This is a genomic window from Ancylobacter sp. FA202 (assembly GCF_000380205.1).
Taxonomy (GTDB): domain Bacteria; phylum Pseudomonadota; class Alphaproteobacteria; order Rhizobiales; family Xanthobacteraceae; genus Ancylobacter.
On sequence record NZ_KB904818.1, the window covers coordinates 3,831,575 to 3,856,901 of the forward strand.

Annotated in this window: 24 protein-coding genes; 11 read left to right on the plus strand and 13 right to left on the minus strand. The window is 65.0% G+C overall.

The annotated features are described in order from the left end of the window. Window positions 1–35 precede the first annotated feature (35 nt). The 3 genes from A3M1_RS0117605 to rpsF all read right to left on the minus strand — a co-directional run bounded on the left by A3M1_RS0117605 (window position 36) and on the right by rpsF (window position 1,888). Window positions 36–992, minus strand: a complete 957-nt coding sequence (locus A3M1_RS0117605) for a DUF2232 domain-containing protein (RefSeq protein ID WP_018390315.1) — start codon at window positions 990–992, stop codon at window positions 36–38. 138 nt (window positions 993–1,130) lie between these two features. Further along, window positions 1,131–1,400, minus strand: a complete 270-nt coding sequence (gene rpsR / locus A3M1_RS0117610) for a 30S ribosomal protein S18 (RefSeq protein WP_018390316.1) — start codon at window positions 1,398–1,400, stop codon at window positions 1,131–1,133. Continuing rightward, on the minus strand, window positions 1,400–1,888 hold the full coding sequence (rpsF, locus tag A3M1_RS0117615; protein WP_018390317.1) for a 30S ribosomal protein S6: 489 nt from the start codon (window positions 1,886–1,888) through the stop codon (window positions 1,400–1,402). The genes rpsR and rpsF overlap by 1 nt, the downstream gene beginning before the upstream one ends. 440 nt (window positions 1,889–2,328) lie before the next feature. Between rpsF and fabD the strand changes: the two genes are divergently transcribed. The 7 genes from fabD (at window position 2,329) to gmk (ending at window position 8,716) form a co-directional block, all read left to right on the plus strand. Next, window positions 2,329–3,279 carry an ACP S-malonyltransferase gene (fabD, locus tag A3M1_RS0117620; RefSeq protein WP_018390318.1) on the plus strand — a complete coding sequence of 317 codons (951 nt, stop codon included), beginning with the start codon at window positions 2,329–2,331 and terminating at the stop codon, window positions 3,277–3,279. A gap of 22 nt (window positions 3,280–3,301) precedes the next feature. Further along, window positions 3,302–4,039 (plus strand): 3-oxoacyl-[acyl-carrier-protein] reductase, encoded by a 738-nt coding sequence (gene fabG, locus A3M1_RS0117625; protein WP_018390319.1) that lies wholly within the window; start codon window positions 3,302–3,304, stop codon window positions 4,037–4,039. A gap of 227 nt (window positions 4,040–4,266) precedes the next feature. Next, window positions 4,267–4,503 (plus strand): acyl carrier protein, encoded by a 237-nt coding sequence (locus A3M1_RS0117630; protein ID WP_018390320.1) that lies wholly within the window; start codon window positions 4,267–4,269, stop codon window positions 4,501–4,503. Window positions 4,504–4,576: 73 nt separating this feature from the next. Then, a complete protein-coding gene (fabF, locus tag A3M1_RS0117635; protein WP_018390321.1) occupies window positions 4,577–5,839 on the plus strand; it encodes a beta-ketoacyl-ACP synthase II in 1,263 nt (420 codons plus the stop codon). A gap of 117 nt (window positions 5,840–5,956) precedes the next feature. Next, the gene (gene mltG / locus A3M1_RS0117640; protein WP_018390322.1) at window positions 5,957–7,072 is read left to right on the plus strand and encodes an endolytic transglycosylase MltG; all 1,116 of its coding nucleotides are present in this window, start codon (window positions 5,957–5,959) and stop codon (window positions 7,070–7,072) included. Window positions 7,073–7,160: 88 nt separating this feature from the next. Further along, complete coding sequence (locus tag A3M1_RS0117645; protein ID WP_018390323.1) at window positions 7,161–8,048, plus strand: YicC/YloC family endoribonuclease; 888 nt, start codon at window positions 7,161–7,163, stop codon at window positions 8,046–8,048. Window positions 8,049–8,053: 5 nt separating this feature from the next. Further along, window positions 8,054–8,716, plus strand: coding sequence for a guanylate kinase (gene gmk / locus A3M1_RS0117650; RefSeq protein ID WP_018390324.1), 663 nt, complete (start codon window positions 8,054–8,056; stop codon window positions 8,714–8,716). Here gmk and rsmA read toward each other — a convergent pair. The 6 genes from rsmA to lptF form a co-directional block, all read right to left on the minus strand. After that, a complete protein-coding gene (gene rsmA / locus A3M1_RS0117655; protein WP_018390325.1) occupies window positions 8,689–9,573 on the minus strand; it encodes a 16S rRNA (adenine(1518)-N(6)/adenine(1519)-N(6))-dimethyltransferase RsmA in 885 nt (294 codons plus the stop codon). The two genes, gmk and rsmA, sit on opposite strands and share 28 nt — an antisense overlap. Before the next feature lie 9 nt (window positions 9,574–9,582). Then, window positions 9,583–10,602, minus strand: coding sequence for a 4-hydroxythreonine-4-phosphate dehydrogenase PdxA (pdxA, locus tag A3M1_RS0117660; protein WP_018390326.1), 1,020 nt, complete (start codon window positions 10,600–10,602; stop codon window positions 9,583–9,585). 7 nt (window positions 10,603–10,609) lie between these two features. After that, the gene (locus tag A3M1_RS0117665) at window positions 10,610–11,590 is read right to left on the minus strand and encodes a peptidylprolyl isomerase (protein ID WP_245261734.1); all 981 of its coding nucleotides are present in this window, start codon (window positions 11,588–11,590) and stop codon (window positions 10,610–10,612) included. Between the two features lie 123 nt (window positions 11,591–11,713). Next, complete coding sequence (locus tag A3M1_RS0117670; RefSeq protein WP_018390328.1) at window positions 11,714–14,116, minus strand: LPS-assembly protein LptD; 2,403 nt, start codon at window positions 14,114–14,116, stop codon at window positions 11,714–11,716. A gap of 107 nt (window positions 14,117–14,223) precedes the next feature. Then, the gene (gene lptG, locus A3M1_RS0117675) at window positions 14,224–15,309 is read right to left on the minus strand and encodes an LPS export ABC transporter permease LptG (protein ID WP_018390329.1); all 1,086 of its coding nucleotides are present in this window, start codon (window positions 15,307–15,309) and stop codon (window positions 14,224–14,226) included. Window positions 15,310–15,357: 48 nt separating this feature from the next. Next, a complete protein-coding gene (gene lptF / locus A3M1_RS0117680) occupies window positions 15,358–16,731 on the minus strand; it encodes an LPS export ABC transporter permease LptF (RefSeq protein WP_245261735.1) in 1,374 nt (457 codons plus the stop codon). On the opposite strand from lptF, the gene A3M1_RS0117685 reads away from it, so the two are divergent. The 3 genes from A3M1_RS0117685 (at window position 16,720) to A3M1_RS0117695 (ending at window position 20,339) form a co-directional block, all read left to right on the plus strand. Further along, window positions 16,720–18,228, plus strand: coding sequence for a leucyl aminopeptidase (locus A3M1_RS0117685; protein WP_018390331.1), 1,509 nt, complete (start codon window positions 16,720–16,722; stop codon window positions 18,226–18,228). The two genes, lptF and A3M1_RS0117685, sit on opposite strands and share 12 nt — an antisense overlap. 47 nt (window positions 18,229–18,275) lie before the next feature. Then, complete coding sequence (locus A3M1_RS0117690; RefSeq protein WP_018390332.1) at window positions 18,276–18,722, plus strand: DNA polymerase III subunit chi; 447 nt, start codon at window positions 18,276–18,278, stop codon at window positions 18,720–18,722. Window positions 18,723–19,022: 300 nt separating this feature from the next. Next, the gene (locus A3M1_RS0117695; protein ID WP_018390333.1) at window positions 19,023–20,339 is read left to right on the plus strand and encodes a porin; all 1,317 of its coding nucleotides are present in this window, start codon (window positions 19,023–19,025) and stop codon (window positions 20,337–20,339) included. A gap of 272 nt (window positions 20,340–20,611) precedes the next feature. Here the strand turns inward: A3M1_RS0117695 and A3M1_RS0117700 are convergent, their stop codons facing one another. The 4 genes from A3M1_RS0117700 to A3M1_RS0117715 form a co-directional block, all read right to left on the minus strand. Continuing rightward, entirely contained in the window at window positions 20,612–22,483 is a 1,872-nt protein-coding gene (locus A3M1_RS0117700; protein ID WP_018390334.1) for an ABC-F family ATP-binding cassette domain-containing protein, read from the minus strand. A 60-nt stretch (window positions 22,484–22,543) separates the two neighbouring features. After that, window positions 22,544–23,101, minus strand: coding sequence for a DinB family protein (locus tag A3M1_RS0117705; protein ID WP_018390335.1), 558 nt, complete (start codon window positions 23,099–23,101; stop codon window positions 22,544–22,546). Window positions 23,102–23,669: 568 nt separating this feature from the next. Further along, window positions 23,670–23,888 (minus strand): hypothetical protein, encoded by a 219-nt coding sequence (locus A3M1_RS0117710; RefSeq protein WP_018390336.1) that lies wholly within the window; start codon window positions 23,886–23,888, stop codon window positions 23,670–23,672. 255 nt (window positions 23,889–24,143) lie between these two features. Then, window positions 24,144–24,350 carry a hypothetical protein gene (locus A3M1_RS0117715; RefSeq protein WP_018390337.1) on the minus strand — a complete coding sequence of 69 codons (207 nt, stop codon included), beginning with the start codon at window positions 24,348–24,350 and terminating at the stop codon, window positions 24,144–24,146. A 220-nt stretch (window positions 24,351–24,570) separates the two neighbouring features. Between A3M1_RS0117715 and ndk the strand changes: the two genes are divergently transcribed. Next, window positions 24,571–24,993, plus strand: coding sequence for a nucleoside-diphosphate kinase (ndk, locus tag A3M1_RS0117720; protein WP_018390338.1), 423 nt, complete (start codon window positions 24,571–24,573; stop codon window positions 24,991–24,993). Window positions 24,994–25,327: the final 334 nt, after the last annotated feature.

Sequence of the window (25,327 nt, forward strand, 5' to 3'; positions counted from 1 at the left end):
CATTCAATGCGTCAATGCGGAAAGGTTGCGTGAGTTCAGACGTCGTTAGCGGCCGGTGGCCGCCCAGGTGGTCCGCCTTTTCGGAAGCGCTGGCGTACGCCGAACAGTGTGTCGGCGAGGCCCAGCAGCGCGAGCAGAGCGAATGGCCAGCCGAGCGCGAGTGCGGCGATCCAGACGGTGGCGATCACCAGCGCGCGGCCGGCGGCGCCGCGGGTGATCCAGTGGATCGTGGCGAGCCCGATAAAGGCGAAGGCCATGACCAGCGTGGAGGTCAGCAGCTGCGCCATCAGCCCGATAAAGCCGCCCGCCAGATTGGTGGCGATGACGGCGCCCACGAGCAGCACGGCGACCGGACGCGGCACCGAAATCGTCGCGAGGTCCGGCCAGGGACGCATCAGCCGACCAGAGAGGCGGGCGATGTGCGCGGCAAGCCAGAGATTGCCGATCTGGGTCACCATGGTGACGACAGCGGCGGCTGGCGGCATGACAAGGACCAGCAGGTCTACCATCCGCTCGACATCCGGCCCACCCGCGCCGGGGCTTTCCTCGAACATCGCCTGGAACAGCGTGCGCAGTGCCGCCTGGTAGCCTTCGACGCTTCCCGCCACCAGCGGGATCAGCGCGGCGACCGCCAGGCAGCCGAGAATGGCGGCGGCGAGCACCACGCGACCGATGGGGAACCACTCGAGCGGCGCGCCGGGCTGCGGCTCCCGTGCCATCAGCGCCAGATAGGAGAGCACATAGGCGGGAAGGCCGACGCCGGCGACATAGGCGAGGAGAAGCTCAACGCCAAAGAACACACCAATGGCGACGGCCGCTGCCGAGGCGGCGACCAGCGCCGAGACATGCGTCCAGCCGAGCCCGACGATCAGGACCGGCAGCGGAGCGAGATAGAAGAGGGGAAGGGCAAGCGGGCTGCCGGTCGCAACGGTGGCGACCAGGAGCGCAGATGCCGCGCCGGCACCGAGCGCTATAAGCCAGTTCTGAATCATCGACACGCTGTCCCGCCCTTAGCGGTTAGGGGAGGATCATCGTCCACCCCAGCCCAGGCCGCCGGAAGCCCGGGGCCTGTTGTCATAACACTTGACGAAGCGTCCCCGGCCGTGGCCGGGGACAAAGGCGCTAGGCGATCAGCGGATCACGAAGGGCAGCAGGCCGAGGAAGCGCGCGCGCTTGATCGCCTGGGCCAGTTCGCGCTGCTTCTTGGCCGAGACGGCCGTGATGCGCGAGGGAACGATCTTGCCGCGCTCGGAAATGTAGCGCTGCAGCAGCCGCACGTCCTTGTAGTCGATCTTCGGCGCATTGGCACCGGAGAACGGGCAGGTCTTGCGACGACGGAAGAAGGGGCGACGAGCGCCCGAGGTGTTTGCGGCTGCGCCGCCGGTGCCACCGAAAGCCATCACTCAGTCTCCACGCTGGCCGGAGCCTCTTCGCGGTCACGGCGCGGGCCGCGATCGCCACGATCACCACCACGGTCGCCGCCGAAGCTGCGCCCGCCGCCGCCGAAGCCGCGATCACCGCCGAAGCCGCGATCACCGAAGCCGCGATCGCCACGATCGTCACGATCGCGCTTCTGCAGCATGACCGACTGGCCCTCTTCGAGCTCTTCGACGCGAACGGTGATGAAGCGCAGAATGTCTTCATCGATACGCATCTGGCGCTCCATCTCGGCCACGGCGGCCGGCGGGGCGTCGATGTTGAGCAGCGAGAAATGGGCCTTGCGATTCTTGCGGACGCGATAGGTGAGGGTCTTCACACCCCAATACTCGACCTTCGGGACCGAGCCGCCATTCGCTTCCAGCACGCCCTTGAAGCGTGCTGTGAGTTCCTCGACCTGCTGCGCCGTTACATCCTGGCGCGCGAGGAACACGTGCTCATAAAGAGCCATGTTTCGTGCCTTTCCTATGTTCCGCACTATTGCGGCCATCGTCCCGACGCCGAGCCCTTCGAGCCCGGAAAGGCTCGAATATTCTCGAAGGCGGGGACACGGGACGACGCGAATCCTCGGAAACGCTGCCGCGTCCGGCAAATAGCCGTGCGCAACCGTCCGTTCAGCCCCCGGCCGGGACCGACAGTGCGCGGGCTTATACGCCAAAAGAGCAGGAAATCAAGGGTTCGAACGCATTGCGCTGTCGCAGGGATGGGCGGCGACGCGACGATAGAGGCACGGTAAGAGAGTTCCTCCATATCGGCGCACCATGCATTTACAATGACAAGATGCTCGAGTGCCGGCCGTCACCCTACGGTCGCGCCCTTGCAGCTTGACATGGGACGCAGGGCGTTGTTCCTGCGGCCGCCAATTCAAAGAGGAATGGATATCGCAACGTCATGAGCATCGCTTTCGTTTTCCCCGGTCAGGGCAGCCAGGTCGTCGGCATGGGCAAGGCCCTCGCCGACCAGTTCCCGGTGGCGCGCGCGGTGTTCGACGAGGTCGATGCGGCGCTGGGCGAAAAGCTCTCCACGATTATGTGGGACGGGCCGATCGATACCCTGACCCTGACGGCGAACACCCAGCCGGCCCTGATGGCCGCCTCTCTCGCCGCCGTGCGCGTGCTGGAAGCCGAAGCCGGGCTCGATCTCGCCCGTGACACCGCCTTCGTGGCCGGTCATTCGCTCGGCGAATATTCGGCGCTTGCCGCCGCCGGCTCGCTCTCCATCGCTGACACTGCGCGGCTGCTGCGACTGCGCGGCACGGCCATGCAGGCGGCGACGCCGGTCGGCACGGGTGCCATGGCGGCGATTCTGGGCCTCGACTTCGACAAGGTGTGCGCGGTCGCCGCCGAAGCCGCTCAGGGCGAGGTCTGCGACATCGCCAATGATAATGCGCCCGGACAGGTGGTCGTCTCCGGCAATGTCGCCGCCGTCCAGCGCGCCTGCGAGATCGCCAAGCGCGAGGGCGCTTCGCGCGCCATTCTGCTGACCGTTTCCGCGCCTTTCCATTGCCGTCTCATCGCCTCCGCCGCCGATGCCATGCGTGAGGCGCTGGCCGGCGTTGAGGTTCGCGCGCCGCGCGTGCCGCTGGTCGCCAATGTGACAGCGGCCCCCGTCACCGCACCGGACGAGATTCGCTCGCTTCTGGTTCGGCAGGTGACGAGCACCGTTCGCTGGCGCGAATCGGTGGCCTTCATGGCCGAGCAGGGCGTGACCCGGCTCGTCGAGGTCGGCACCGGCAAGGTGCTCGCGGGCCTCACCAAGCGCATCGCCCGTCAGGTGGCCGCCGTAAGTATCGGCGCGCCCGAGGACGTCGCCGCCTTCGCCGCTGCGCCGGCGCAGGCTTGAGACAGCAATCCAGGAGGTTCCCATGTTCGATCTGACGGGGAAGACGGCACTCGTCACCGGCGCCACCGGCGGGATCGGCGGAGCCATAGCCAAGGCACTGCACGCACAGGGCGCCACGGTGGCGCTCTCGGGCACCCGCCGCGAGGTTCTTGAGGCCCTCGCCGCGGAGATGGGTGAGCGCACCCATGTTCTGCCTTGCGACCTCTCGAATATCGAGCAGGTGGAGCAGCTGGTGCCGCAGGCCGAGGAGGCCATGGGTGACGTCGATATTCTGGTCAACAATGCCGGGATCACCCGTGACGGCTTGTTCGTGCGGCTGACCGACGAGATGTGGGACACGGTGATCGCGGTCAACCTCACCGCCGGCTTCCGTCTGACCCGCGCCGCCGCCCGCTCCATGATGCGCCGGCGCACCGGCCGCATCATCGGCATTACCTCGGTGGTGGGCGTGACCGGCAATGCCGGGCAGGGCAATTACGCCGCTGCCAAGGCCGGCATGATCGGAATGTCGAAGGCGCTTGCCAAGGAAGTGGCGGCGCGCGGCGTGACGGTGAACTGCATCGCCCCGGGCTTCATCGCCACGCCGATGACCGAGGTGCTTAACGACAAGCAGAAGCAGGCGATTCTTTCCGCTGTTCCGGCCGCGCGGCTGGGTTCGCCGGAGGATATCGCGGCTGCTGCAGTCTTTCTCGCCTCCAGCGAGGCGGGCTATGTCACCGGGCAGACGCTGCATGTGAATGGCGGAATGGCCATGATCTGACGAGGCCCACCCAGAGCGCTGTTAACCTGTCCTTTGCGGTGCTGGTTTTGGCGTTTGAAGTGTGCTAACAGCCGCCTCGGCTCACAGGGTTGAACACCGCAACTCCATTGCGGAAATGTTCGAGACATCCTGTAATCGGGGCAAAAAAGCAGGCCGCCAACACCGCGTTCGCGCGGGGGCCAAATGGTATAACGTAGCAACCTCCGGATACGGACGAGGGTGAACCGATGAGCGATATTGCCGAGCGCGTGAAGAAGATTGTAGCCGAGCATCTGGGTGTCGAACCCGAGAAGGTTACCGAGGATGCGAGCTTCATCGACGACCTCGGCGCTGACAGCCTCGACACGGTCGAGCTGGTCATGGCCTTTGAGGAAGCCTTCAACTGCGAGATTCCGGACGACGCCGCCGAGACGATCCTGACCGTCCGCGACGCCATCACCTTCCTGGAAAAGAACGCGGCCTGATTGCCGCTCTCGCGCGCTGCGGCGGTTCGCCCGTCGCGGCGCCTACTTATCTGAAGTTCTCCGGAGATATCGGATGAGGCGCGTCGTCGTTACCGGCCTCGGCATGGTGACGCCGCTCGGATGCGGTGTCGACATTACTTGGCAACGTCTGCTGGCCGGAAAGAGTGGCGCCGGCCGCGTCGAGAACTTCGACGTCTCCGACCTGCCCGCCAAGATTGCCTGCCAGCTGAAGCGCGGCGACGGCACCGACGGCACCTTCAATCCCGACCAGTGGATGGAGCCGAAGGAGCAGCGCAAGGTCGACGATTTCATCATTTATGCCATGGCTGCGGCCCGGCAGGCACTGGACGATGCCGACTGGCATCCGACTTCCTATGAAGACCAGTGTGCCAGTGGCGTGCTGATCGGCTCCGGCATTGGCGGGCTTCAGGGCATCGCCGAAACCGCCCTGCTGCTGCAGGAACGCGGGCCTCGGCGCGTTTCTCCGTTCTTCATTCCCGGCCGCTTGATCAACCTGGCAGGCGGCTATGTGTCGATCGAGCATGGCCTCAAGGGGCCGAACCACGCAGTCGTCACGGCCTGTTCCACTGGTGCGCATGCCATTGGCGATGCGGCCCGCCTCGTGGCCTTCGGCGATGCCGACGTGATGGTGGCGGGCGGTACCGAATCGCCGATCAACCGCCTGGCGATGGCGGGCTTTGCGGCCTGCCGTGCACTGTCGACGAGCTATAACGACACCCCCGAAAAGGCGTCGCGCCCCTATGACAGGGATCGCGATGGCTTCGTCATGGGCGAGGGCGCGGGAGTCGTGGTGGTCGAGGCGTTGGAGCACGCTCTCGCGCGCGGCGCCAAGATCTATGGCGAGATCGTCGGCTACGGCCTTTCGGGCGACGCCTATCACATCACCGCGCCATCCGAGGATGGCGACGGCGCCTTCCGCTGCATGACGGCGGCGCTGAAGCGGGCGGGCATCACCCCAGCGGAGATCGACTACATAAACGCCCATGGCACATCGACCATGGCCGACGAGATCGAGCTTGGCGCGGTACAGCGCCTGCTCGGGAACAGCGCCGCAACGGTCTCGATGTCCTCCACTAAGTCCGCAATTGGCCATCTGCTGGGTGCGGCCGGCGCGGTGGAGGCGATTTTCTCGCTGCTTGCGATCCGAGATCAGATCGCGCCGCCAACGATCAACCTCGACAATCCGTCGATTGAGACACCCATCGACCTTGTGCCGCATACCCCGCGTGAGCGGCAGATCGATTACGCGCTGTCGAACTCCTTCGGCTTCGGCGGCACCAACGCCTCCGTCGTCTTCAAGCGCTACGCGCACTGACTGGTGCGAACGCTGGGGAGCCGAAGCCCTTCGGCCCGCCGGTTTCCCGCTTTCGCCATCTTTTCGGGTAGTCTGCCAGTGCGTTGCGCTGCCCGCGAACGCTAGGCGAGGCCCCCGATGACCGATCCGATCTCCCCGACGTCGGGAAAGACCCCCGACCCGCACAAGGCGTCGCGCCGAGCGAATCATCCCCTCATTGTCGCCGGCAGCATGGTTTTCACGCTTCTGGTCGTCGCCATCGTCCTGGGTGGTGGTGCGCTGTGGATAGGCAAGGAGCGCTTCTACGCGCCCGGTCCGCTGACAGCGGACAAGGCGGTGATCGTACCGAACGACTACGGCGTGATCGACATTGCCGATCTCCTGCTTAAGCAGGGTGTCATTGAAGACAAATGGGTGTTTGTCGGCGCAGCGGTCGGTACCCGCGCTTCCGGCAAGCTGAAGGCGGGTGAATACGCCTTCGCCTCCGGCGCCTCGATCCAGCAAGTGCTCGACACCATCGTCTCCGGCCGGGTGATCGAATACACCGTCACCATCCCCGAGGGACTGACCAGCGACCAGATCGTCGAGAGGCTGCTGGAGATGGCGGAGTTGTCGGGGAATGTGCGCCAGGTGCCGCGCGAGGGCAGCCTGATGCCGGATACCTATAAGGTCACGCGCGGCACATCGCGCGAGGATGTGCTGCGCCGCATGGCCCGCACCCAGGACGCGACGCTGAAGGAAATCTGGGAGAAGCGTGACACGTCGCTGCCGCTGAAGTCGCCAGAGGAGTTGGTGATTCTCGCCTCCATCGTCGAGAAGGAAACTGGCGTTCCCGAGGAGCGGGCCGAGGTGGCGGCCGTGTTCGTCAACCGGCTTAACAAGAAGATGCGCCTGCAATCGGATCCGACGATCATCTATGGGCTGGTGCGCGGCAAGGGTCGGTTGGAACGCCCGCTGACGCGCACCGACATCACCTCGCCGACGGCGTTCAATACCTATACGATTCCGGCCCTGCCGCCGGCACCCATCGGCAATCCCGGCCGCGCCTCGCTGGAAGCCACCGCCCGTCCGGCAAAGAGTGACAATCTTTACTTTGTCGCTGATGGCACGGGTGGGCACGCCTTCGCCGCAACTCTGGACCAGCACAACAAGAATGTGGCGCGCTGGCGCCAGATCGAGCGCGAACGCAAGGTCGATCCGGCGGCGCAGCCGGCCGGCACCTCGGGAACGACGGGCGCCACCGCCGTCGACTGAGTCCAATGACTCTCCGCTGCCGGCTTGAGGCTGGCAGCGCCCCCCGTTATGGTCCGCCCGCCGTCTGGGGACGGGGCAGGGGGATGGCATGACGCTAGCCAGCATGACGGGTTTCGCACGCACGCAGGGCATAAGCGGCGCGTGGAGCTGGGCCTGGGAACTCAAGTCGGTCAATGGCAAGGGCTTGGATGTCCGTCTGCGGCTTCCCGGCGGATGGGACAGCGTGGAGGCGGGCCTCAAGCAGTCTGCCGCGCGCGCGCTCTCGCGTGGCAACGTCAACGCTAATCTCTCGCTCACCCGGGCGGACCCCGAGGTCAGTGTGCGCGTCAACGAGCATGTGCTGCGCACCATCGCGCTATCGGTGCGCCGCGTCGCCGAGGAGCTTGGCGCGCCGCCGGTGCAGCTTGAAAGTCTCATCGGTCTGAAGGGCGTGCTGGAGATCAGCGAGGCACAGGAGAGCGAGGCGTCGCGGATGGCGCTGGAGGCAGATGTCGTCGCCGGTTTCCAGCAGGCGTTGTCCGAACTCGCCGCCATGCGGGCGCAGGAGGGCGCCGCCCTCGGTCTCGTGCTCAGCGAACGGCTTGACGGCATTGCCGCGCTCACCGCCGCTGCCGAGGCCAACCCGTCCCGCCGGCCGGAGGCGATCCGCGCCAAGCTCGCCGATCAACTGCGGGTGCTGATGGACACCGGCGCCAGCTTCGATTCGGACCGGCTGCATCAGGAAGCACTGATGATGGCGTCGAAGGTTGATGTACGCGAGGAACTGGACCGGTTGGTGGCCCATGTCGCCGCCGCCCGTGCCATGCTTGTGGAGGGCGGGGCTATCGGCCGCCGCCTGGATTTTCTCGCCCAGGAATTCAACCGCGAAACCAATACGCTGTGCTCCAAGGCCAATGACGTGTCGCTGACCGCCATCGGGCTTGAGCTGAAGGGGCTGGTCGAACAGTTCCGCGAGCAGGTCCAGAACATCGAGTGAGCGCCATGACCAGCCCTTCCCAGATTTCCGTCGTCCGCCGCGGGCTGATGCTGGTGCTGTCCTCCCCTTCCGGGGCGGGCAAATCGACACTGGCGCAAATGCTACTGAGGGAGCACCCCGAGATACACCTGTCTGTCTCGGTGACGACGCGCGAGCGGCGCCCGAGCGAGGTCGAGGGTATCCACTACCACTTCATCAAGCGCGAGCGTTTCGAGAAACTGCGCGATGCCGCCGACCTGCTGGAATCGGCGGAGGTGCACGGCAATTTCTACGGTACGCCGCGCGAGCCGGTGGACAACGCGCTTGCCGCGGGCAAGGATGTGCTTTTCGACATCGACTACCAAGGCACGCTTCAGCTTTATGAGAAGATGCGGTCGGACATTGTCGGCGTCTTCATCTTGCCGCCTTCGGCCGGGGAGCTCAAGACGCGGCTGGAGCGCCGGGCGGAGGACGCATCCGGCGTGATTGAGAAGCGTCTGAAGAACGCGCGCACCGAGATCGCACACTGGCGCGAATATGACTACGTGCTGGTGAATGAGGACCTGAACGCGACCTTCATCAATTTACAGGCGATTTTGGCTGCCGAGCGCCTGCGCCGCGAACGCCAGCTCGGCCTGCCTCCGATCGTCGAACGGCTCGATCAGGAACTGGCGACGCTGACATCCTGACCGGCGCCCGCCCGGCGCATCGCCACCCATTCATTGGCCAGGGCTACGAAGCCCTCAACAGTCACGCGCTCGGCGCGCTCGGTCGGGGCGATGCCCGCCGCCTCCAATAGGGCGCCCGTATCGACGCCGAGGCTCTTGAGACTCTGGCGCAGCATCTTGCGGCGCTGGCCGAAGCCGGCCTCGGTGATGCGCTCCAACGACTTCAGCGAGCAGGGCAGGGGTGCGTGGCGGGGCACGATGTGTACCACCGACGACGTGACCTTGGGCGGCGGCACGAAGGCCGAGGGTGGCACATCGAAGGCGATGTGAGCCTGTGCCCGCCAGCCAGTCAGCACGGCGAGACGGCCATAATGGTCGTCTCCCGGTGCGGCGACGATGCGCTCGGCCACCTCGCGCTGGAACATCAGCGTCATGCTCTCGTACCAGGGCGGCCAGGGATCGGCCGAGAGCCAGCCGACCAGCAGCGGCGTACCGACATTATAGGGCAGGTTGGAGATGACGACGGCGCGCTCGTCCGGTGCGAGAAGAGCACGGTATTCCGTCTGGAGCGCATCGCCTTCGATGATCTCCAGCCGACCCGGATAATGCGCCGCCACCTCCGCCAGCGCCGCGACGCAGCGCGCGTCGCGCTCGATGGCTATCACGCGCCGCGCGCCGAGCGCGAGGATCGCCCGGGTCAGGCCGCCGGGACCGGGGCCAACCTCGATCACGGTCAGCCCGTCGAGCCTGCCCGCCGTGCGGGCGATCTTCGACGTGAGGTTAAGGTCGAGCAGAAAATTCTGGCCGAGCGATTTGAGCGCCGAAAGGCCATGATCCCGTATGACGTCGCGGAGCGGCGGCAGGGTGTCGATGCTCATCTGCCGGCCTCAACCTTCCGTCCGCGCGGCGTCGCGTTCGCTGAGCCGGCGCGCCAGAAGCAGCGCCTCGATCAGGCTGGAGGGATCGGCGCGCCCTGTGCCAGCGAGAGCGAACGCCGTACCATGGTCTGGCGAGGTGCGTATGAAAGGCAGCCCCAGCGTGACGTTGACCGCGCGATCGAAGGCGAGGGCCTTGGCCGGCGCCAACACCTGGTCGTGATAAGCGCCGATGGCGGCATCATACGTGGCGCGGGCGGCGGCGTGGAAAAGCGTGTCCGCCGGCAGCGGTCCGCGCGCATCGATCCCCTCCTGTCGCAGTACCGCAACGGCGGGACGTGTGACCTCCTCGTCCTCGCGCCCGAGCGTGCCGTCCTCGCCCGCATGCGGGTTGAGCCCGCAAATCGCGAGGCGGGGGGCCTCGATTCCGAAGCGGTGCCGCAGGTCATGAGCGGTTATGCGGGCGGTCTCAATGAGCAGTTCGCGGGTGAACAGGCGCGGCACCTCGGCCAGAGGGACATGGATTGTGGCGGGTACGACGGCGAGGTCGGGTGACCAGATCATCATCACCGGATGCGGCGCCGGCGAGCCTGCGAGATAAGCGAGATACTCGGTGTGACCGGGAAAGGCGAAGCCATCGGCATACAGGACGGCCTTGGAGATTGGGTTTGTCACGACCGCCGCCGCACGTCCGGCCTTCACCAGCGCCACGGCGCTGTCGATCGCCGCGCAGGCGGCAGGTGCGCTCGAGGCATTCGGCTGGCCCGGGCCGGCGGTAGCCGCAGGCCCGGCAGGGACGACGGGCAGGGCGGTGGCAAACAGCGCGGCGGCGTCTTCGGGCGTGCATTCCTGCACCGGCACGGCGAGGCCGAGAACTTCGGCCCGGCGGCGCAGCAGGCCGGCATCGCCGGTCACGAAGAAAGCGGGCAAGGCCCGCGCCTCGCGCAGCAGCCAGGCCGCGAGGGTGATGTCGGGGCCGATGCCGGCCGGCTCGCCCAAGGTCAGTGCCAACACAGGCGAGGGGCGTGCCATCGGCCGATCAGCGATACTGGATCATGGCGGACTTGCGGGCATCGTCCAGCAGCTTCTTGGAGACCGTGTCGAACTGCTTGTTCTCAAGCTCGGTGCGGACCTCGCGCTTCTGCGCGCTCTCGCCGACCACTTCGCGTCGATTGCAGATGGCGATCATCTCGATGCCGGCGCGGGTGACCTCCGGCGCCGTCATCTGGCCGACCGGTGTGTCGTCCATGACCTTGCGCACCGGCGCGCTCATGTCGGCCGAGGTGCGAATGACCGGATCGCGGACCACGGTCTCACGCATGGCGCGGGCGGTCTGGACGCCGGTTTCGCAATCGGTGAACTGCTTGCGCAGGTTGTTAGCCTCCGCCATGCGCTGCGAACGCTCGCCGGGATTGGCCGTGCGGCCCACCACGAGGACGATCTGGCGCACCGTATATTCGGTGGTGCGCTGGGCGCGGGTCAGGTCCTCGCCCTTCGACTGCAGCGCCGCGAACACGTCGGAATCGCGAATCGTTGCGGCAGAGGAGAAGCGGCCGCGCACATAATTGTTCCAGACATAGTCGGCCCGCATTTTCGTCTTGAGCATGCTGGCGTCGAGGCCGGACTGCGCCAGTGCCTGGGTCAGTTGCTCCGGCGAGCGGCCGGTTCGGCTGCCCATGCGGGCAAACATCTTCTCAATTTCTTCCTTGTCGGCGGTGACACCGAACCGCTCGGCAGTGACAATCTTCAGACGCTGGTCGATCAACTCTTCCAGCGCTTCCTTCTGCGACAGATTCCGGCGCTCGGTGAGCTGGGCGAGCTTGATGCGCTGGGAGACATCGAAGCTGGTGATGGGCTGCCCCTGCACCAGGACGAGTATCTGCTGGGCTCTCGCGGGCGTAGGCAGAAACGTGGCGATGGCGACGGCCGCGCAGCCAAACACCAGCGCGCGGGCGAGCGGTCCCACGACGCGATGACGACCGGCGCGCCAGCCATCCCGTATCCAAGACCGTCCGAGCATTTTCTCTCCACTCTTCCTGTCGGTCAGACGAGGGAAATTCGTTCCACTGCGTCCTCCCCTATCCGCGATGTTCTCGTCGGCGGATGTGGCATCAATGCGACGCCGCTGCCTGATCGTCTCTGACTAATCGTCGGTGCTGCCCGATCCGACCTGTGTCGAGAACCCGGCTTCACCCAGCGTCTTCAGCGTGAAGGTGACGAGAACCGTATCGACTCGCTCGCGATTGCCACTTTCAGTGTAGTCCGAACGATAGCTGAGAGCGAGGCCGAAGCACTCGTCGATGTAGGAGATGCCGAACATCGTGTAGTCGATCTCGTCGAGATTGAGATTGTAGCGCGCGGCTGCCCGCAGGTTCCAGTTCTCGTTCAGCTTCAGCGTACCCGTGCCGAGAATGCCCTCGCGCTCCTCATAATAGCCGAGCAGGGGCTGCGCCGTGTAGAGACCGTAAAGAGCGGACACGGTGAGGTGCTTGTTCAGGGTCGCCCGGCCCTCAACCTCATACCGCTCAACCGACCAGTCTTCGTTGTCGAAGCGGAAGCGGTTGATGAGCGAGAACTTGTCCGTCGGCTGGTAGTACAGACGGGCGACATAGTCGGAGGCATCGTCTTCAAGGCCGGACTCGGCGCCCGTATTGGCCATGTCGTAATTGGCGTAGGAGTTGACGCCGAAGATCTGGTAGGACTGGCCGAAAAGGGCGTTTATCTGGCCGCCATCGTTGAAGTTGGCGGTGTACTGGATGCCCACGTTGGCGCGCCCGCCGCCTTCCACGCGGTCATAGCCTGAATATTTGCTGATTTCGAACAGGTTGGTGTCGTCGAAGATCAGGCTTTGTGCGTCTTCATTCGGGAACTGGCCGATATCGGTCTCGTCCGGGCGGATGATGACCTGGGCGATAGGCTCGATGGTCTGCGTGCCCCAGCTCTGCACGGCGATGAAGGGGTAGCGGTATTCGAGGCCGACGGCCGGCATGGCGCGGATCAGCTGGTTGTCGCCGCCCGGCAGCCAGGGCGAATCCTCGGTCTGCGCCTGCACCGAGGCGACATCGACCTGCATGTTGAAGAACGGCGTCCAGGTCTGGCCGGCGGTGTCGATGAAAGTCCGGCGCCAGTCCACCACGCCCGACAGGCGGGTGTAGCTGCCGACCATGCCGCGCATCAGGCAGTCCTGCCGCTGCTCGATCGGGTTAGTGCCGACCTTGTCGAGATCGCACTGGTTGGTCGGGCCGTCATAGAGCGTGGGGTAGGTCGGCGCGTAGGCCGCCGAGGTCGCCCGCAGATCGATCTCATTGCGGGTCAGGCTGGTGAAGTTGATGTCGTAGCTGAGCTGGCCGCCGAACACCGAGTCGCCCAGCGTCTTGCTGTAGTCCAGCACGGGGTGAATGATCGGCTGCTGATCCTGGATGTCGTAGGACGTCAGGCCGGTGAAATACATCGCCCGCACGTCGAAATAGGAGCGGTCGCCCTGACCGACGAGGTAGATCTGCGAGGTGACCTCACGGGCTGTCGCGTTGATGAGGTTATAATCTTGGAGGAAGGTCTCGTCTGACATCAGCCAGCCGTCCCAGCCCCAGTACCAGTTCTCGTTGATGTTGAACCGGCCGTGCGTCTCGACCACCCCGCGCTGGTCACGATAGCCGGGCTGGCCCAGGAACGCGTCCTTGTCCAACTGGTCGATACCGGCAGCACGAATGCTGTAGGTGCCCGTCTCAAGCCGGTGCCGGAACTCGGCGTCGAGCATCACTCCCTGCTTGGAGACGATGAGCGGCGAGAACGTCACGTCCATGTTTGGCGCGATGTTCCAGAAATAAGGAATGGTCGCGCCGTAGCCGATTTCCGATGTGCTCACGAATTGCGGAATCAGGAAGCCGGACTTGCGCTTCACCGTCGGATCGGGAGCTTCAAGGTAGGGGACCCACGCGAACGGGACGCCGAGGAATTCGAGCCTGGCATCCTCGAAATAGATCATCTGTTCCTTTTCTTTATGGATGATCTTCGCGGCCTTCACCTGCCACATCGGCGGCTTTGCGGGATTTTCCTTACAGGGTTCGCAGGGCGTGTAGGCGCCGCTGGTCAGCACCGTGGTGTCGCCGTTTTCGCGGTCGGCGCGGGCGGCGACGAAATGCATGTCGTCGGGCGAATCGATGCGCAGCGAATTGACGAAGCCGTTGCTGAAATCCTGCGACAGGTCGAGGTTGTCGGCGGCGATGACGGTGCCGTCCTTGTCCTTCAGCCGCACGCCTCCTTCGGCACGCAGCCGGTTCGCGTTGCGGTCATAGACGACCCGTCGCGCTTCCAGGACCGCGCCGTCGTAATAGATCTGGACGTTGCCTTCGGCGATCACCTCGTTGCGGGTGTTGTCATAGACAAGCTCGTCCGCCGTCACGAGCATCTTGGCGTTGGGGTCGGTTTGGCGCGTGACAAGGCCGCCAGCGAGGCCGGCCGGCTGCGCCGCCGTCGTCTGAGAGGGGCTCGTCTGGGCAGCATTCGTCTGGGCATGTGCAAGCGTCGCCGGGCCGAAGGCGACCAACGCAACGGAGCCTGCTCCGATAATCGACGCACAGACAGACCGACGCAGGCGACTTTTCAGTCGCGGGATCGCCGAATCTGCCTGGCCGGCTATCACGTTGCCGACCTTCATCCGTCCTCCCGGTGAAGCAGGATGAGAATGCCCATCAATGCTCCTACGCCCGCTGGAAACCACGCTGCTATAATGGGATGCACAATCCCGGCCTCACCGAGGTCCTCGGCGAGCTTGGTGAAAACATAAAGCAGAAAGCCGGCCGCGACGCCACCGAGAATCGTCTGGCCGATGCCGCCGAACCGGAACACGCGCAGGCTCACCGAGGCCGCGATGAGCACCATCGCCAGCAGCAGCGCGGGTCGCGCCAGCAAGCTTTGATACTGCAGCCGATAGCGTTCCGCACCAAATCCGACCCGGGTCGCGGCATCGATGGCGGCGGGCAGATCCCAGAACGGCACGGTCTCGCTTTGCAGCGATTCTTGTACCTGATTGGGCGTGAGATTGGTGGCCAGCATGTAGATGTCGTACTCCTGCAAACCTATTGCGGGAGTTAATACGCGCGCATTTTCGAGCCGCCAGGCGCCGGGATCCAGCACAGCGCGCCGAGCCTCGATCCGCTCCAGCAGCTTGTCATGCGTGTCGAACAGGAAGACGTTGACGCCGGTCAGTTCGCGCCCGCCATTGCTGGTGGCTGCCGCCTGGATGATGGCCTGGCCGTCAACGCTTTGCTGGCGAAGCCAGAAGCCGCTGCGGCCAGCTGCGAACAGGCCGGTCTGGCGGTTGAAGATCTCCGCTTCCAGCCGGCTTGCCCGCTCCTTGAACACGGCCGAAACCGGATTGTAGACGGTTGTGGAAAACGTGCCCAGCGCGAGGGCGATCAGCGCCGCGGGGGCGATGAACTGCCAGGCCGAAATGCCGGCCGCTCGCGCCACGACCAGTTCAAGACGCCGCGACAGCGTAAGGAAGGTTCCGATCGCGCCGAACAGCACGGCGAAAGGCAGCAACTGCTCGGTGAAAAACGGCATGCGGTAGAACACAAGCAGCAGCAGCGTGCCGAAATCGACATCCCTCTCGCCGACGCGGCGCGACAATTCGAGCAGGTCGATGAGCATGATGAGGCTGGCGCAGCCGACAAAGATGCCCATCACCGAGGTAATGAAACGCCGTCCGAAATAGAATCCCAGCGTGCGCCCGATCATCTCGATGCTCCGCTGGCGGTGATTTTTTCGTGATCGCGCATCGGCGGCTCAGTTCACGGTGGCGCGTACAACGCGCTGGGCGAGGCGATCGATCCTAGTGCGAATCGCTTCCGGCATGCGCGGCTTGAAACGCCCGCTCAGCGACGCCATCGCGCCGATGATGAACAGGGTCGGCACAAGATAGACCACGGGAATCATGGCGGGCTCGGTGCGGACTTGGCTAATCAGCCCAAAGCTCGTGATCTGAAGGAAGATGATGAAGGGTGCGGTGCCGGCCAGCGCCAGGCCTCGCCCCTCGCGTGTGGTGCGCGGCTCCGCCAGTGCCGCACAGGCGATCGCGAAGAAGGCCAGCACATAGAGCGGCAGCGACAGGCGCCGGTGAAGCTCCTCGGTAAATCGTCCGGTCCCTTCGATCTTGACCACCAGATCCTTCGGGTCTGGGCTCCACAGATCGCGGAAGGGCCGCTCTGGCGCGCGATAGATCGTCGGCTCGCCACTATTGGTGAAGGGCGACAGATCGAAGGCATAGCGCTGGAACTCGACGACATTGCTGTCCGGTTTACCGGGCGTTCGCCTGTGGATGGCGCCTTCCTCGAGAACCAGGAACGTACCTTCAGCCGAGTCTATCACTTGGCCACGCTCGGCAAGATAGGTGTTCACCTCCTTCGGATCGCGCGCATCGTTAATGAAGATGCCGCCCAGCACGCCGTTGGCATTGCGCTCGCGCACATGGAATACCATGCCCTGCGACAGGGTGGTGAACCGGCCAGGCTGGGCGATGAACGCGACGACATCGGCGCGCACCCGGGTAATCTCATAGCGGAACTGGCGCATGGCCGCCGGCACGATCTCGATCGACAGCGCGGCGCAGCAGGCGGCGACCAGCACCGCGAGAATGACCAGTGGGCGCAGGAAACGCCAGGTGGAGATGCCGGCCGCGCTGGCCACCACGATTTCGGAATCGCTGTTCATGCGGAAGAGCGTCTGCGCCACCGCCATGAACAGGGCCGCCGGCGCAAGGCCAAGGATGAGGGCGGGCAAGGCGAGGGCTGTGATGACCACGAACGCCAGAATCGTCTGGCCCTGTGAGGTCATGATGTCGAGTTCGCGCAGGGCCTGCGTCACCCAGATCATGGCGGTAAGTACCAGCAGCGTTCCGATGAAGGCCGTGGCGGCCGAGCGGAACACATAGCGATCCAGGCGGTTCATCGAGCGGCGTATCCTGATCCCTGTCGGTGACTGCCCGCTGCCCCGGCGTGGCCATGCTTGCGCACGATGCATAATTGGCTGAGCGTTCCGGCGCAAATCGGGCGGAGCCGCGTTCTCGCCGAGGTCCGTTTGAGGCTCGTCCCTCGTCGCGCATTCGGCTAAAGAGAAACGAACAGAGCCGCGTCCAATCAAGGTGCCCCGATGCCCGACCATGTGAAAATCAGTTTTGCCAAGCTTCCGGCCACTCTGGAAGGGCTCGTTGTCCTCCTCGCTGCGGAGCCCGCCGAGGGGGAGATGCCGGACTTCGCGCCGGCTGTCGACGCGCTTCTGGCGCCGACGGCCACTTTGGTGGCGAGCGCGATGCTGGCGGATCGCTTCACCGGCAAAGCCGGCAAGGGGCTTGAGATTCTGGCGCCGACGGGCCTCGACGCTTCCCGCCTCATCATCATGGGCGTCGGCAAGGCGGCCAGCCTCAAGACCTTCGACTGGCTCAAGCTCGGTGGGGCGATTATGGGCCGTTTGCCGACCTCGGCCAAGGAAGTGAATGTGATCCTGGCGCTGCCGGGCGGCGAGGTATCGGGTGAGGCGGCCGCCGAGCTGGCGCTTGGCCTGCGCCTGCGTGCCTATGCCTTCGACCGCTACAAGACGAAGAAGAAGCCCGATGAGGCAACGGCGAAGCCGAAGGTCACTCTTTACATAGAGGATGATGCCGCGGCCAAGCGAGCGTGGAAGAAGCGCGAGGGCATCGGTGAGGGCGTGGTGATCGCTCGTGACCTGGTGAACGAGCCGGCCAATGTGCTCACCCCCACCGAATTCGCCAAGCGCGCAGGCGATCTCGCCAAGGTTGGCGTCGATGTCGAGGTGCTGAGCGAGAAGGACCTTAAGAAGCTCGGCATGGGGGCGCTGCTCGGCGTCGGCCAGGGTTCCGCCGAGGAGAGCCGAGTCGTGGTGATGCGCTGGAACGGCGGCAAGGCCGGGGAGGCGCCGGTGGCGTTCGTCGGCAAGGGCGTTGTGTTCGACACCGGCGGCATCTCGATCAAGCAGGCCGCCGGCATGGAAGACATGAAGGGCGACATGGCGGGCGCCGCCTGCGTCGTCGGTCTCATGCACGCGCTCGCGAGCCGCAAGGCCAAGGCCAATGTGGTCGGCCTGATCGGCCTCGTCGAGAACATGCCCGACGGCAAGGCGCAGCGGCCGGGCGACATCGTCACCTCCATGTCCGGTCAGACCATCGAGATTATCAATACCGACGCCGAAGGCCGGCTCGTGCTCGGCGATGTGCTCTGGTACGCCAAAGAGCGCTTCAAGCCGCAATTCATGGTGGACCTCGCCACGCTCACCGGCGCCATCATCGTCGCGCTCGGCACCGAGCATGCGGGCCTGTTCTCCAACGACGACACGCTGGCCGAACGGCTGACCGAGTCCGGGCTGACAACGGGCGAGAAGGTGTGGCGCCTGCCGCTTTCGGCCGACTACGACAAGCTGATCGATTCGAAGTTCGCCGACATGAAGAACACCGGCGGGCGCTTCGGCGGCTCGATCACCGCTGCGCAGTTCATCCAGCGCTTTGTCGGCGACGTTCCGTGGGCGCATCTCGACATTGCCGGCACCGCCATGTCGTCGCCGGCCACCGAGTTCAACCGCAGCTGGGGTTCGGGCTGGGGCGTTCGCCTGCTCGACGATCTGGTGGCGCGTCACTACGAATCGTGACGCCCGCTTTCCGGCCGCCGCGCGGGCAGGGATAGGGAGCGCGTTTCATGACTGAAGTGTTCTTCTATCACCTGCAGAGCCGGCCGCTCGATGCCGCCTTGCCCCAGCTCCTGGAGAAATGCCTGGAGCGGGGATGGCGGTGCGCGGTGCAGGCGACCTCCCCGGAGCGGGTCGAGGCGCTGGATACTCTCCTCTGGGCCTATGACGAGAGCTCGTTCCTGCCGCATGGCACAGACCGCCAGGCCGAGCCGGCACGCCAGCCGATTCTCCTCACAACAGACGAATCAAATCCCAACGGCGCCGTGGTCCGTTTTCTGATCGACGGCGCCGCGATTGCCGATGCCGGCGCCTATCAGCGGGTGATCCACCTGTTTGACGGCAACGATTCCGACGCCATCGCACCCGTTCGCCAGGCTTGGCGTGACGCACGGGCTGCGGGTCACGAGGTGACTTACTGGCAGCAGGACGCCGAGGGGCGCTGGCAGCGGCGCTGATTGGGGCCCCGCAGTGGCGCCTCGTGCCACAATTGCCGCGCCCTTCCTCTCGCACAGGCTCGTTAACCCCTGATTTACCAACGCTTTTCGCTAGGCGGCGTTGCGTTCCATTCAGGAACGGGGTGGCGTGAAAATTGTGTCTCGATGGCAACACTTCGTTGCGGAATGGGCGGAAGGGCCCCTTTGGTACCACTTTGGCTTTGCACCGCCCGGTGGTTTCGAACAGTATCGCTGTGGGTGCCGCGCCGTGCGGCGGGTCCTGACAATTGAAAACCCAACATTGGTCCAATTTGGGGGAGAATGAAATTGAAGACGGTCATTAAGAATGTGCTGCTCGGTTCGGTTGCCGGGCTTGCTATGGTCGGGACTGCTGCGGCGGCCGATCTGCCTGTGAAGGCGAAGGCTGCGGAATATGTGAAGATCTGCTCCACCTACGGCGCGGGCTTCTACTACATCCCCGGCACCGACACCTGCCTCAAGGTTGGTGGCTACGTGAGGGCCGACACCTACTACACCGACATCGACGCGAAGTCCCGCTACACCTCGCCGGACGTTCTCTTTCGCGCGTCGGATGATCCGGATGGTCAGAGCTACTTCCTGACCCGCGTTGGCGTTCAGCTCGATGCCCGCACGCAGACCGAATACGGCACCCTGCGTTCGTACTTCGAAGGTCGCTTCAACGCTGGTGAAGACTACGGCTTCGGTCAGGAAATCGAGACCGGCGACTTCAGCTTCAGCGACGGCTCGGTCAATTCGGCCTCGCTCAAGTATGGCTACATCCAGTTCGCTGGCTTCACCTTCGGTCGCGCCACTTCGGCGTTCGACTTCTGGGCCGGCGACGGCTGGCAGGGCATTCAGCCGGGTTCGTTCTACTCGGACAGCACGCTGAACGTGATCCAGTACACCGCTGACTTCGGCAACGGCTTCTCGGCGACCATCGCCCTGGAAGACTCCTATGGCCGTGAAGACGAGTACGCGAACTTCGTCGAGCTCCAGGGCCAGCAGGTTCCGGATATCGTCGCTAACATCGCTTATGAAGGCACCTGGGGTGCGTTCAAGGTGTCGGGTGCTTGGCATCAGATCGGTGACTGGAACCCGCTCCTTGAGAACGGTGATCAGCTCGTCGGCTACAGCAACGACGACTCTGGTTGGGCGGTTCTCGCCGGCGTGCGCTTCGACTTCGCTGAGACCACCACCCTGTACGTCGAAGGCGCTTATGCCTCTGGCGCTCCGGGCTATCTCGGCCTCGCCGGCACCGTCCCGGTTGTTGATCTGAGTGGCAATGCGGTTTCCGGCTGGTACGTCGGCGGCGCGCTGATCCACTACTGGACCCCCTCGGTGTTCACGGGCGTGGTCGGCAGCTACACGCAGACCGACAACTTCCAGACCTCGTACTCTTATGACGATCTGGAAGTCGATGGTGTCGCTTCGACCGACTTCACCGGCTACAATGTCGGCGTCAACATCGGTTGGGTGCCGGTCAAGGGTCTGACCCTTGTCCTCCAGTACGACTACCTGAGCGCCGAATACGCGGGCACGGACTACATCAACGCCGCCGCGCTTTCGACCGAAGTGACCCAGAACCGCGTGACCTTCTCGGCCAAGCGTTCTTTCTGATCTCTTCCGAGATTGGCTCTACGGAAAGCCCCGGCCTTGTGCCGGGGCTTTTTGCTTTTGCAATGCCGGCCCTCGAACGACGTTCCTTCAACCACCGGCGTGCGCCTTCGGGCGCCGGCGGGCGTCGGTTCGGCCAGGGAATATGCTGAAGGTTATACGCCGCCGCCCTCGCGCCGGCGGATGGGCGCCAAAGCGGAAATGCGAGCGCCCGCATTTCGCGCCCTAAAGGCGCGACCGAACACCGGGTTTTTCGCTGGGATAGGAGGCGGCGTCTAGGACGTGGCGGCCTCGTCGAGACTGGCCGATGCGTGCAGCCAGTCCTCTTCGACCTTGGCGAGCGCCTCGGCCGCCGCCGCGCGCTCCCGGGCCAGACGCTGGGCCTCAAGCGGCGCCCGCGTATAGAGCGTGTCGTCAGCGAGCTTGGCGTCGAGCGTGGCGATACTGCGCTCCAGCTTCACGATTCCCGCCTCCAATTCCTTGATCCGCTTACGCAATGGCGCGGTTTCAGTGCGCCGGTCGGCCGCCTGGCGCCGCTCGTCGGCCCGGGTGCCGGACGCCTCCTTGCGCTGGGATGACGCGCTGCGACCGACGACTAGCTTCTGATATTCGTCGAGATCGCCGTCATAGGGACGCACCGTCCCCTCCGCCACTAGCCACAACCGTTCGGCGGAGGCGTCGAGCAGGGTGCGGTCGTGACTGATGAGGATGACGGCGCCAGGAAAATCGTTGATCGCCTCGGTCAAGGCCTGCCTTGCGGCGATGTCGAGATGGTTGGTCGGTTCGTCCAGAATGAGCAGATGCGGCCCGTGAAAGGCGGCGAGGCCGAGCAACAGCCGCGCCTTCTCGCCGCCGGACAGCGCCGCGATCGTCGTATTGGCCGTCTGCCCGGAAAAGCCCATCTCCGCCGCGCGCGCACGCACCTTGGCCTCCGGCGCCTCCGGCATCAGCCGGCGGACATGGTCGTAGACCGTCTCATCGGCGACCAGTTCGTCCAGCTGGTGCTGGGCGAGATAGGCGATTTCCAGCCCGGCGGCCCGAACCATCGTGCCGCCCAGCGGCGCCAACCGACCGGAAATCAGCTTTGCAAACGTGGACTTACCGTTTCCGTTCGGACCGAGGAGGGCGATGCGGTCGTCATGGTCGATGCGCAACGTCAGCCCGCGCAGGATCGGCTTTCCCGGCTCATAGCCGGCCGACACGCCATCGAGGGTGAGGATGGGCGGCGAGGGAATGCGCTCGGGATGGCGGATCGAGATCGCTGCCGCCTGCTCACTGGCCGCCGCGGCGATCGGCGCCATCCGCGCCAGCGCTTTTAGCCGGGACTGCGCCTGCTTGGCCTTGGTCGCCTTGGCGCGGAAGCGCTCGACGAAGGCTTCCATATGCTTGCGCTTGGCTTCCTGTTTGAGCCGCGCCTTCTGGTCGACGACCAGCTTTTCGGAGCGCTGCCGCTCGAAGGAATCATAGCCGCCGCGCCAGAGGGTGAGCTTTCCCTGGTCGAGATGAAGGATGAACCCCACGGATTCGTTGAGCAATTCCCGATCATGGCTGACGATGAGCACGGTGCGGGGATAGCGGGCGAGGAAGTCCTGCAGCCACAGCGTGCCTTCAAGGTCGAGGTAATTGGTCGGCTCGTCGAGCAGCAGCAGGTCCGGCTCGGCAAAGAGCAGGGCGGCCAGCGCCACCCGCATGCGCCAGCCGCCGGAGAATTCCGAACAGGGGCGCTGCTGGGCGGCATCGTCGAAGCCAAGGCCAGCGAGAATGCGCGCCGCGCGGGCCGGGGCGGCGTGGGCGTCGATATCGACAAGGCGCAGCTCAATCTCGGCGATGCGCGCGGGATCGCTGGCATCCTCGCGTTCTTTCAACAGCTTAGCGCGTTCGATGTCGGCGGCGAGCACCACGTCGATCAGCGTCTCCGGGCCGGCCGGGGCCTCCTGCGCCACCTGGCCGATGCGAGCGGCGGTGGGAATGCGGATGTCGCCGCTCTCCAGTTCCAGATCGCCGGTAATGGCGCGGAACAGTGTGGTCTTGCCGGTGCCGTTGCGGCCGACAAGCCCGATCCGCGCGCCTTCCGGCAGCGCTACCGAGGCATGGTCGATGAGAAGCCGGCCGGCAATGCGGAGGGAAATGTCGTCGAGGATAATCATGCCCGTCTTGTGCCGCGCCGCGCGCCGCCGGGCAAGAGAGACAGCGGTTTCCGCCGCCCTTCAGCCCTGGCGGGAGGCGCCGTTTTCGCGCTGGAAGGCGATCAGGTCGAGCGAGGGCGCGGCGGACTTGCCGAGCAACCCACTGATAAGACAATGAACCTGGCCGCGATGATGGGTCTGGTGGTTGAATACATGGTCGAGAACCGTCGCCAGATTCTGGGTGAAACGGGTGCCGGCGACGTTGGTATAGGTGAGGTCGCCAGCCAGCGTCATGGTGTCGAGGCCGGCGACATAGGCCGCGATGCGTGCGTCTTCCGCAGCACGAGCCGGCGCCAATTCCGCCAGCGTTTCGAACAGGATAGCGTCGAGGCCGGCCGGCTCGTCGCCGCTGCCGGTGATCCGGCGCAGCCACAATCGGTCACCGACCAGAATATGGTTCAGCGTGGCATGCACCGAGCCGAAAAAGGCGCCGCCATCGGCGCGGTACTGGGCCACGCTGAGCTGGGCGGCAGCTTCGTAAAGGCGCTGGTTGGCCCACTCATTATAGGCGGCGAAATCGCGGTAACGGCGGGTGACGAGGGGCTCGAAACGGGTCTCGGACGGTGTGTCGGTCGTCATTACTCGCGGTCTCCGTGGCGCCGGCCCTTGCCCTCCAGGGGCGCCAAGCCATTGACGGCATTATGCATTGCCGCGCGGGCGCTGACTAATTCGCCGTGGTGATGGAAGCCATCACCACGGCGCGCCGCTAAAAAACGTCCGCCGCACAAGAAAACGCCCCGGCCCTGCGGGAGGCAGGAGCGGGGCGTTTGCGTCGGGCCTCCGCCGGGTCGGCGGGAACGGCGGCTGCCGTCGGCTATCCGTTGCCGGAATGTGCTTATATTGCAGGGGGATGGACAACGGGCGCTGAACGGGCCGTTGGCTGTTGTTCATCTCGAGCGTCGGGGCGGTGCCGACAAAAAAGTGCCCCGGCTCCTTGGGGGAGAAGCCGGGGCTGATGGGCTCGCGTTGGGGCTTGGGGGAGTGGGGATGCCGCGAGCCTAACCTTGTGAAACGAGTGGCGAGTGAGTGCAGTGAGGTGGAGTGTCAGGCCGATGAGGCCAAACAGACCAGGCAAAAATGATCAGTGACAACGAGGCGGGAAAAGCGCATCGGCCGAACCCGCCAGGGTCGATCGAAAGGGGGCGGCTCAGTAGCAGACGGGACGCTCGACCTCGACCATGCGGCCGGCGTCACTGACCCAGCGCGACTGCATCACGCAATCGCCGGCAACCCGCTCGACCGGAATTTCCACGGTCGCGACCGGCAGCTGGCGCTTGAAATAACCCGTGGCGTCGGCCGCGCCCACGAATAGGGCGGTAAACCCCATGATGGCGGCAACAGCACTGATGGCAATGGCCTTGTACATCTCGGCACCTCATCCACCTGCCGGTGGATGACCCACCGGAATTCACATCGTCATTGCGTCGCTCACGACTGCGGAAGGAAACACGAGGCACGAAATTCCGGGTGCCGCACCGCCACTCATCGTGGCCGGCCCGGCGGAACGAAACGTTTCGCGTTCGTTCATCCGTATTCGCCTCATTCCGTCCGTTAACACCCCCTTAACGTGCGAACTCCCGGCGAAGTTCCAAGAGGCAATCATGAAGTCGTGATCGCGCGATTATTCGGCGAATACGCAGCGGGTTTCCTTCACCCAGCGCGGCGTCCCCTCCGAGAACACGGCACGACGCTCCAGGAAGCAGGTCTTGTAGCCCGCCGGCTGCCGCGACGGGTCGGTCGTCGCGTCGGCCACGGGCAGGAAGGGGCGGGCGAGAAGGCCGACAAGAACCGCCGCCAGAACCAACGCGGCGACAACACACTTCTTCATGGGCAACACCCTGGGCTGCGGCACCGGCCGCTCTGTTGCCAAACAGATGAGCGCGCGAGGGTTCCGCCGCAAGGCGGGGGTTTCTTATCCGAACGGTCCGCCCACAGGGTGGAGGCGCGCTTGTCGAAAACGCCGCCCGCGCTTCTCTTGTCCACGGGCGGAGGCGCCGCTATAAGCCGCTGCGAACCTTTCGCCCCCTTGTATTTTCAGGAAGCACGTCATGGCGCTCGAGCGCACTTTCTCCATCATCAAGCCCGACGCCACCCGTCGCAATCTCACCGGCGCGATCAACGCCACCATCGAGAAGGCCGGCCTGCGCATCGTCGCCCAGAAGCGCATGCTGCTCACCCGCGCCCAGGCCGAGACCTTCTATGGCGTCCACAAGGAGCGCCCCTTCTTCGGCGAGCTCGTGGACTTCATGATCTCCGAGCCGATCGTCGTGCAGGTGCTGGAAGGCGAGGACGCCGTCGCCAAGTATCGCGAAGTGATGGGCGCCACCAACCCGGCCAATGCGGCCGAAGGCACCATCCGCAAGGAGTTCGCCCTCTCGGTCGGCGAGAATTCGGCGCATGGCTCCGACAGCCTGGAGAATGCGCAGATCGAGATCGCGCAGTTCTTCGCCGGTAACGAAATCGTCGGCTGACCTTCGCGCCGTCCGACCTCGACAGCGTTACACCCCGTCCGGTTCACCGGGCGGGGTGTTTCTTTGTGCGAAGCAGCGTAGAGTAAGCGTTCGCAGCAACGATAATTGGCAAAATGCGGTATTCGGGCTTGGCCACCGCATGGATTATTATGTATGTTCCCTAGATGGGCGCTGCGGGGGTCCGGCCATGGAGAAGTGGCCCGCAGCGGGGATGCCGTTTAATGGCGCGCCAAGAGCGCCCGGGAGTGGGCCCGCCGGAGCCACCTCCTCTTGCCTCACCAAAAAAAATGGCGCGCCAACGCCGAAACAACTGACTGGAGTCCCGCCCGCATCC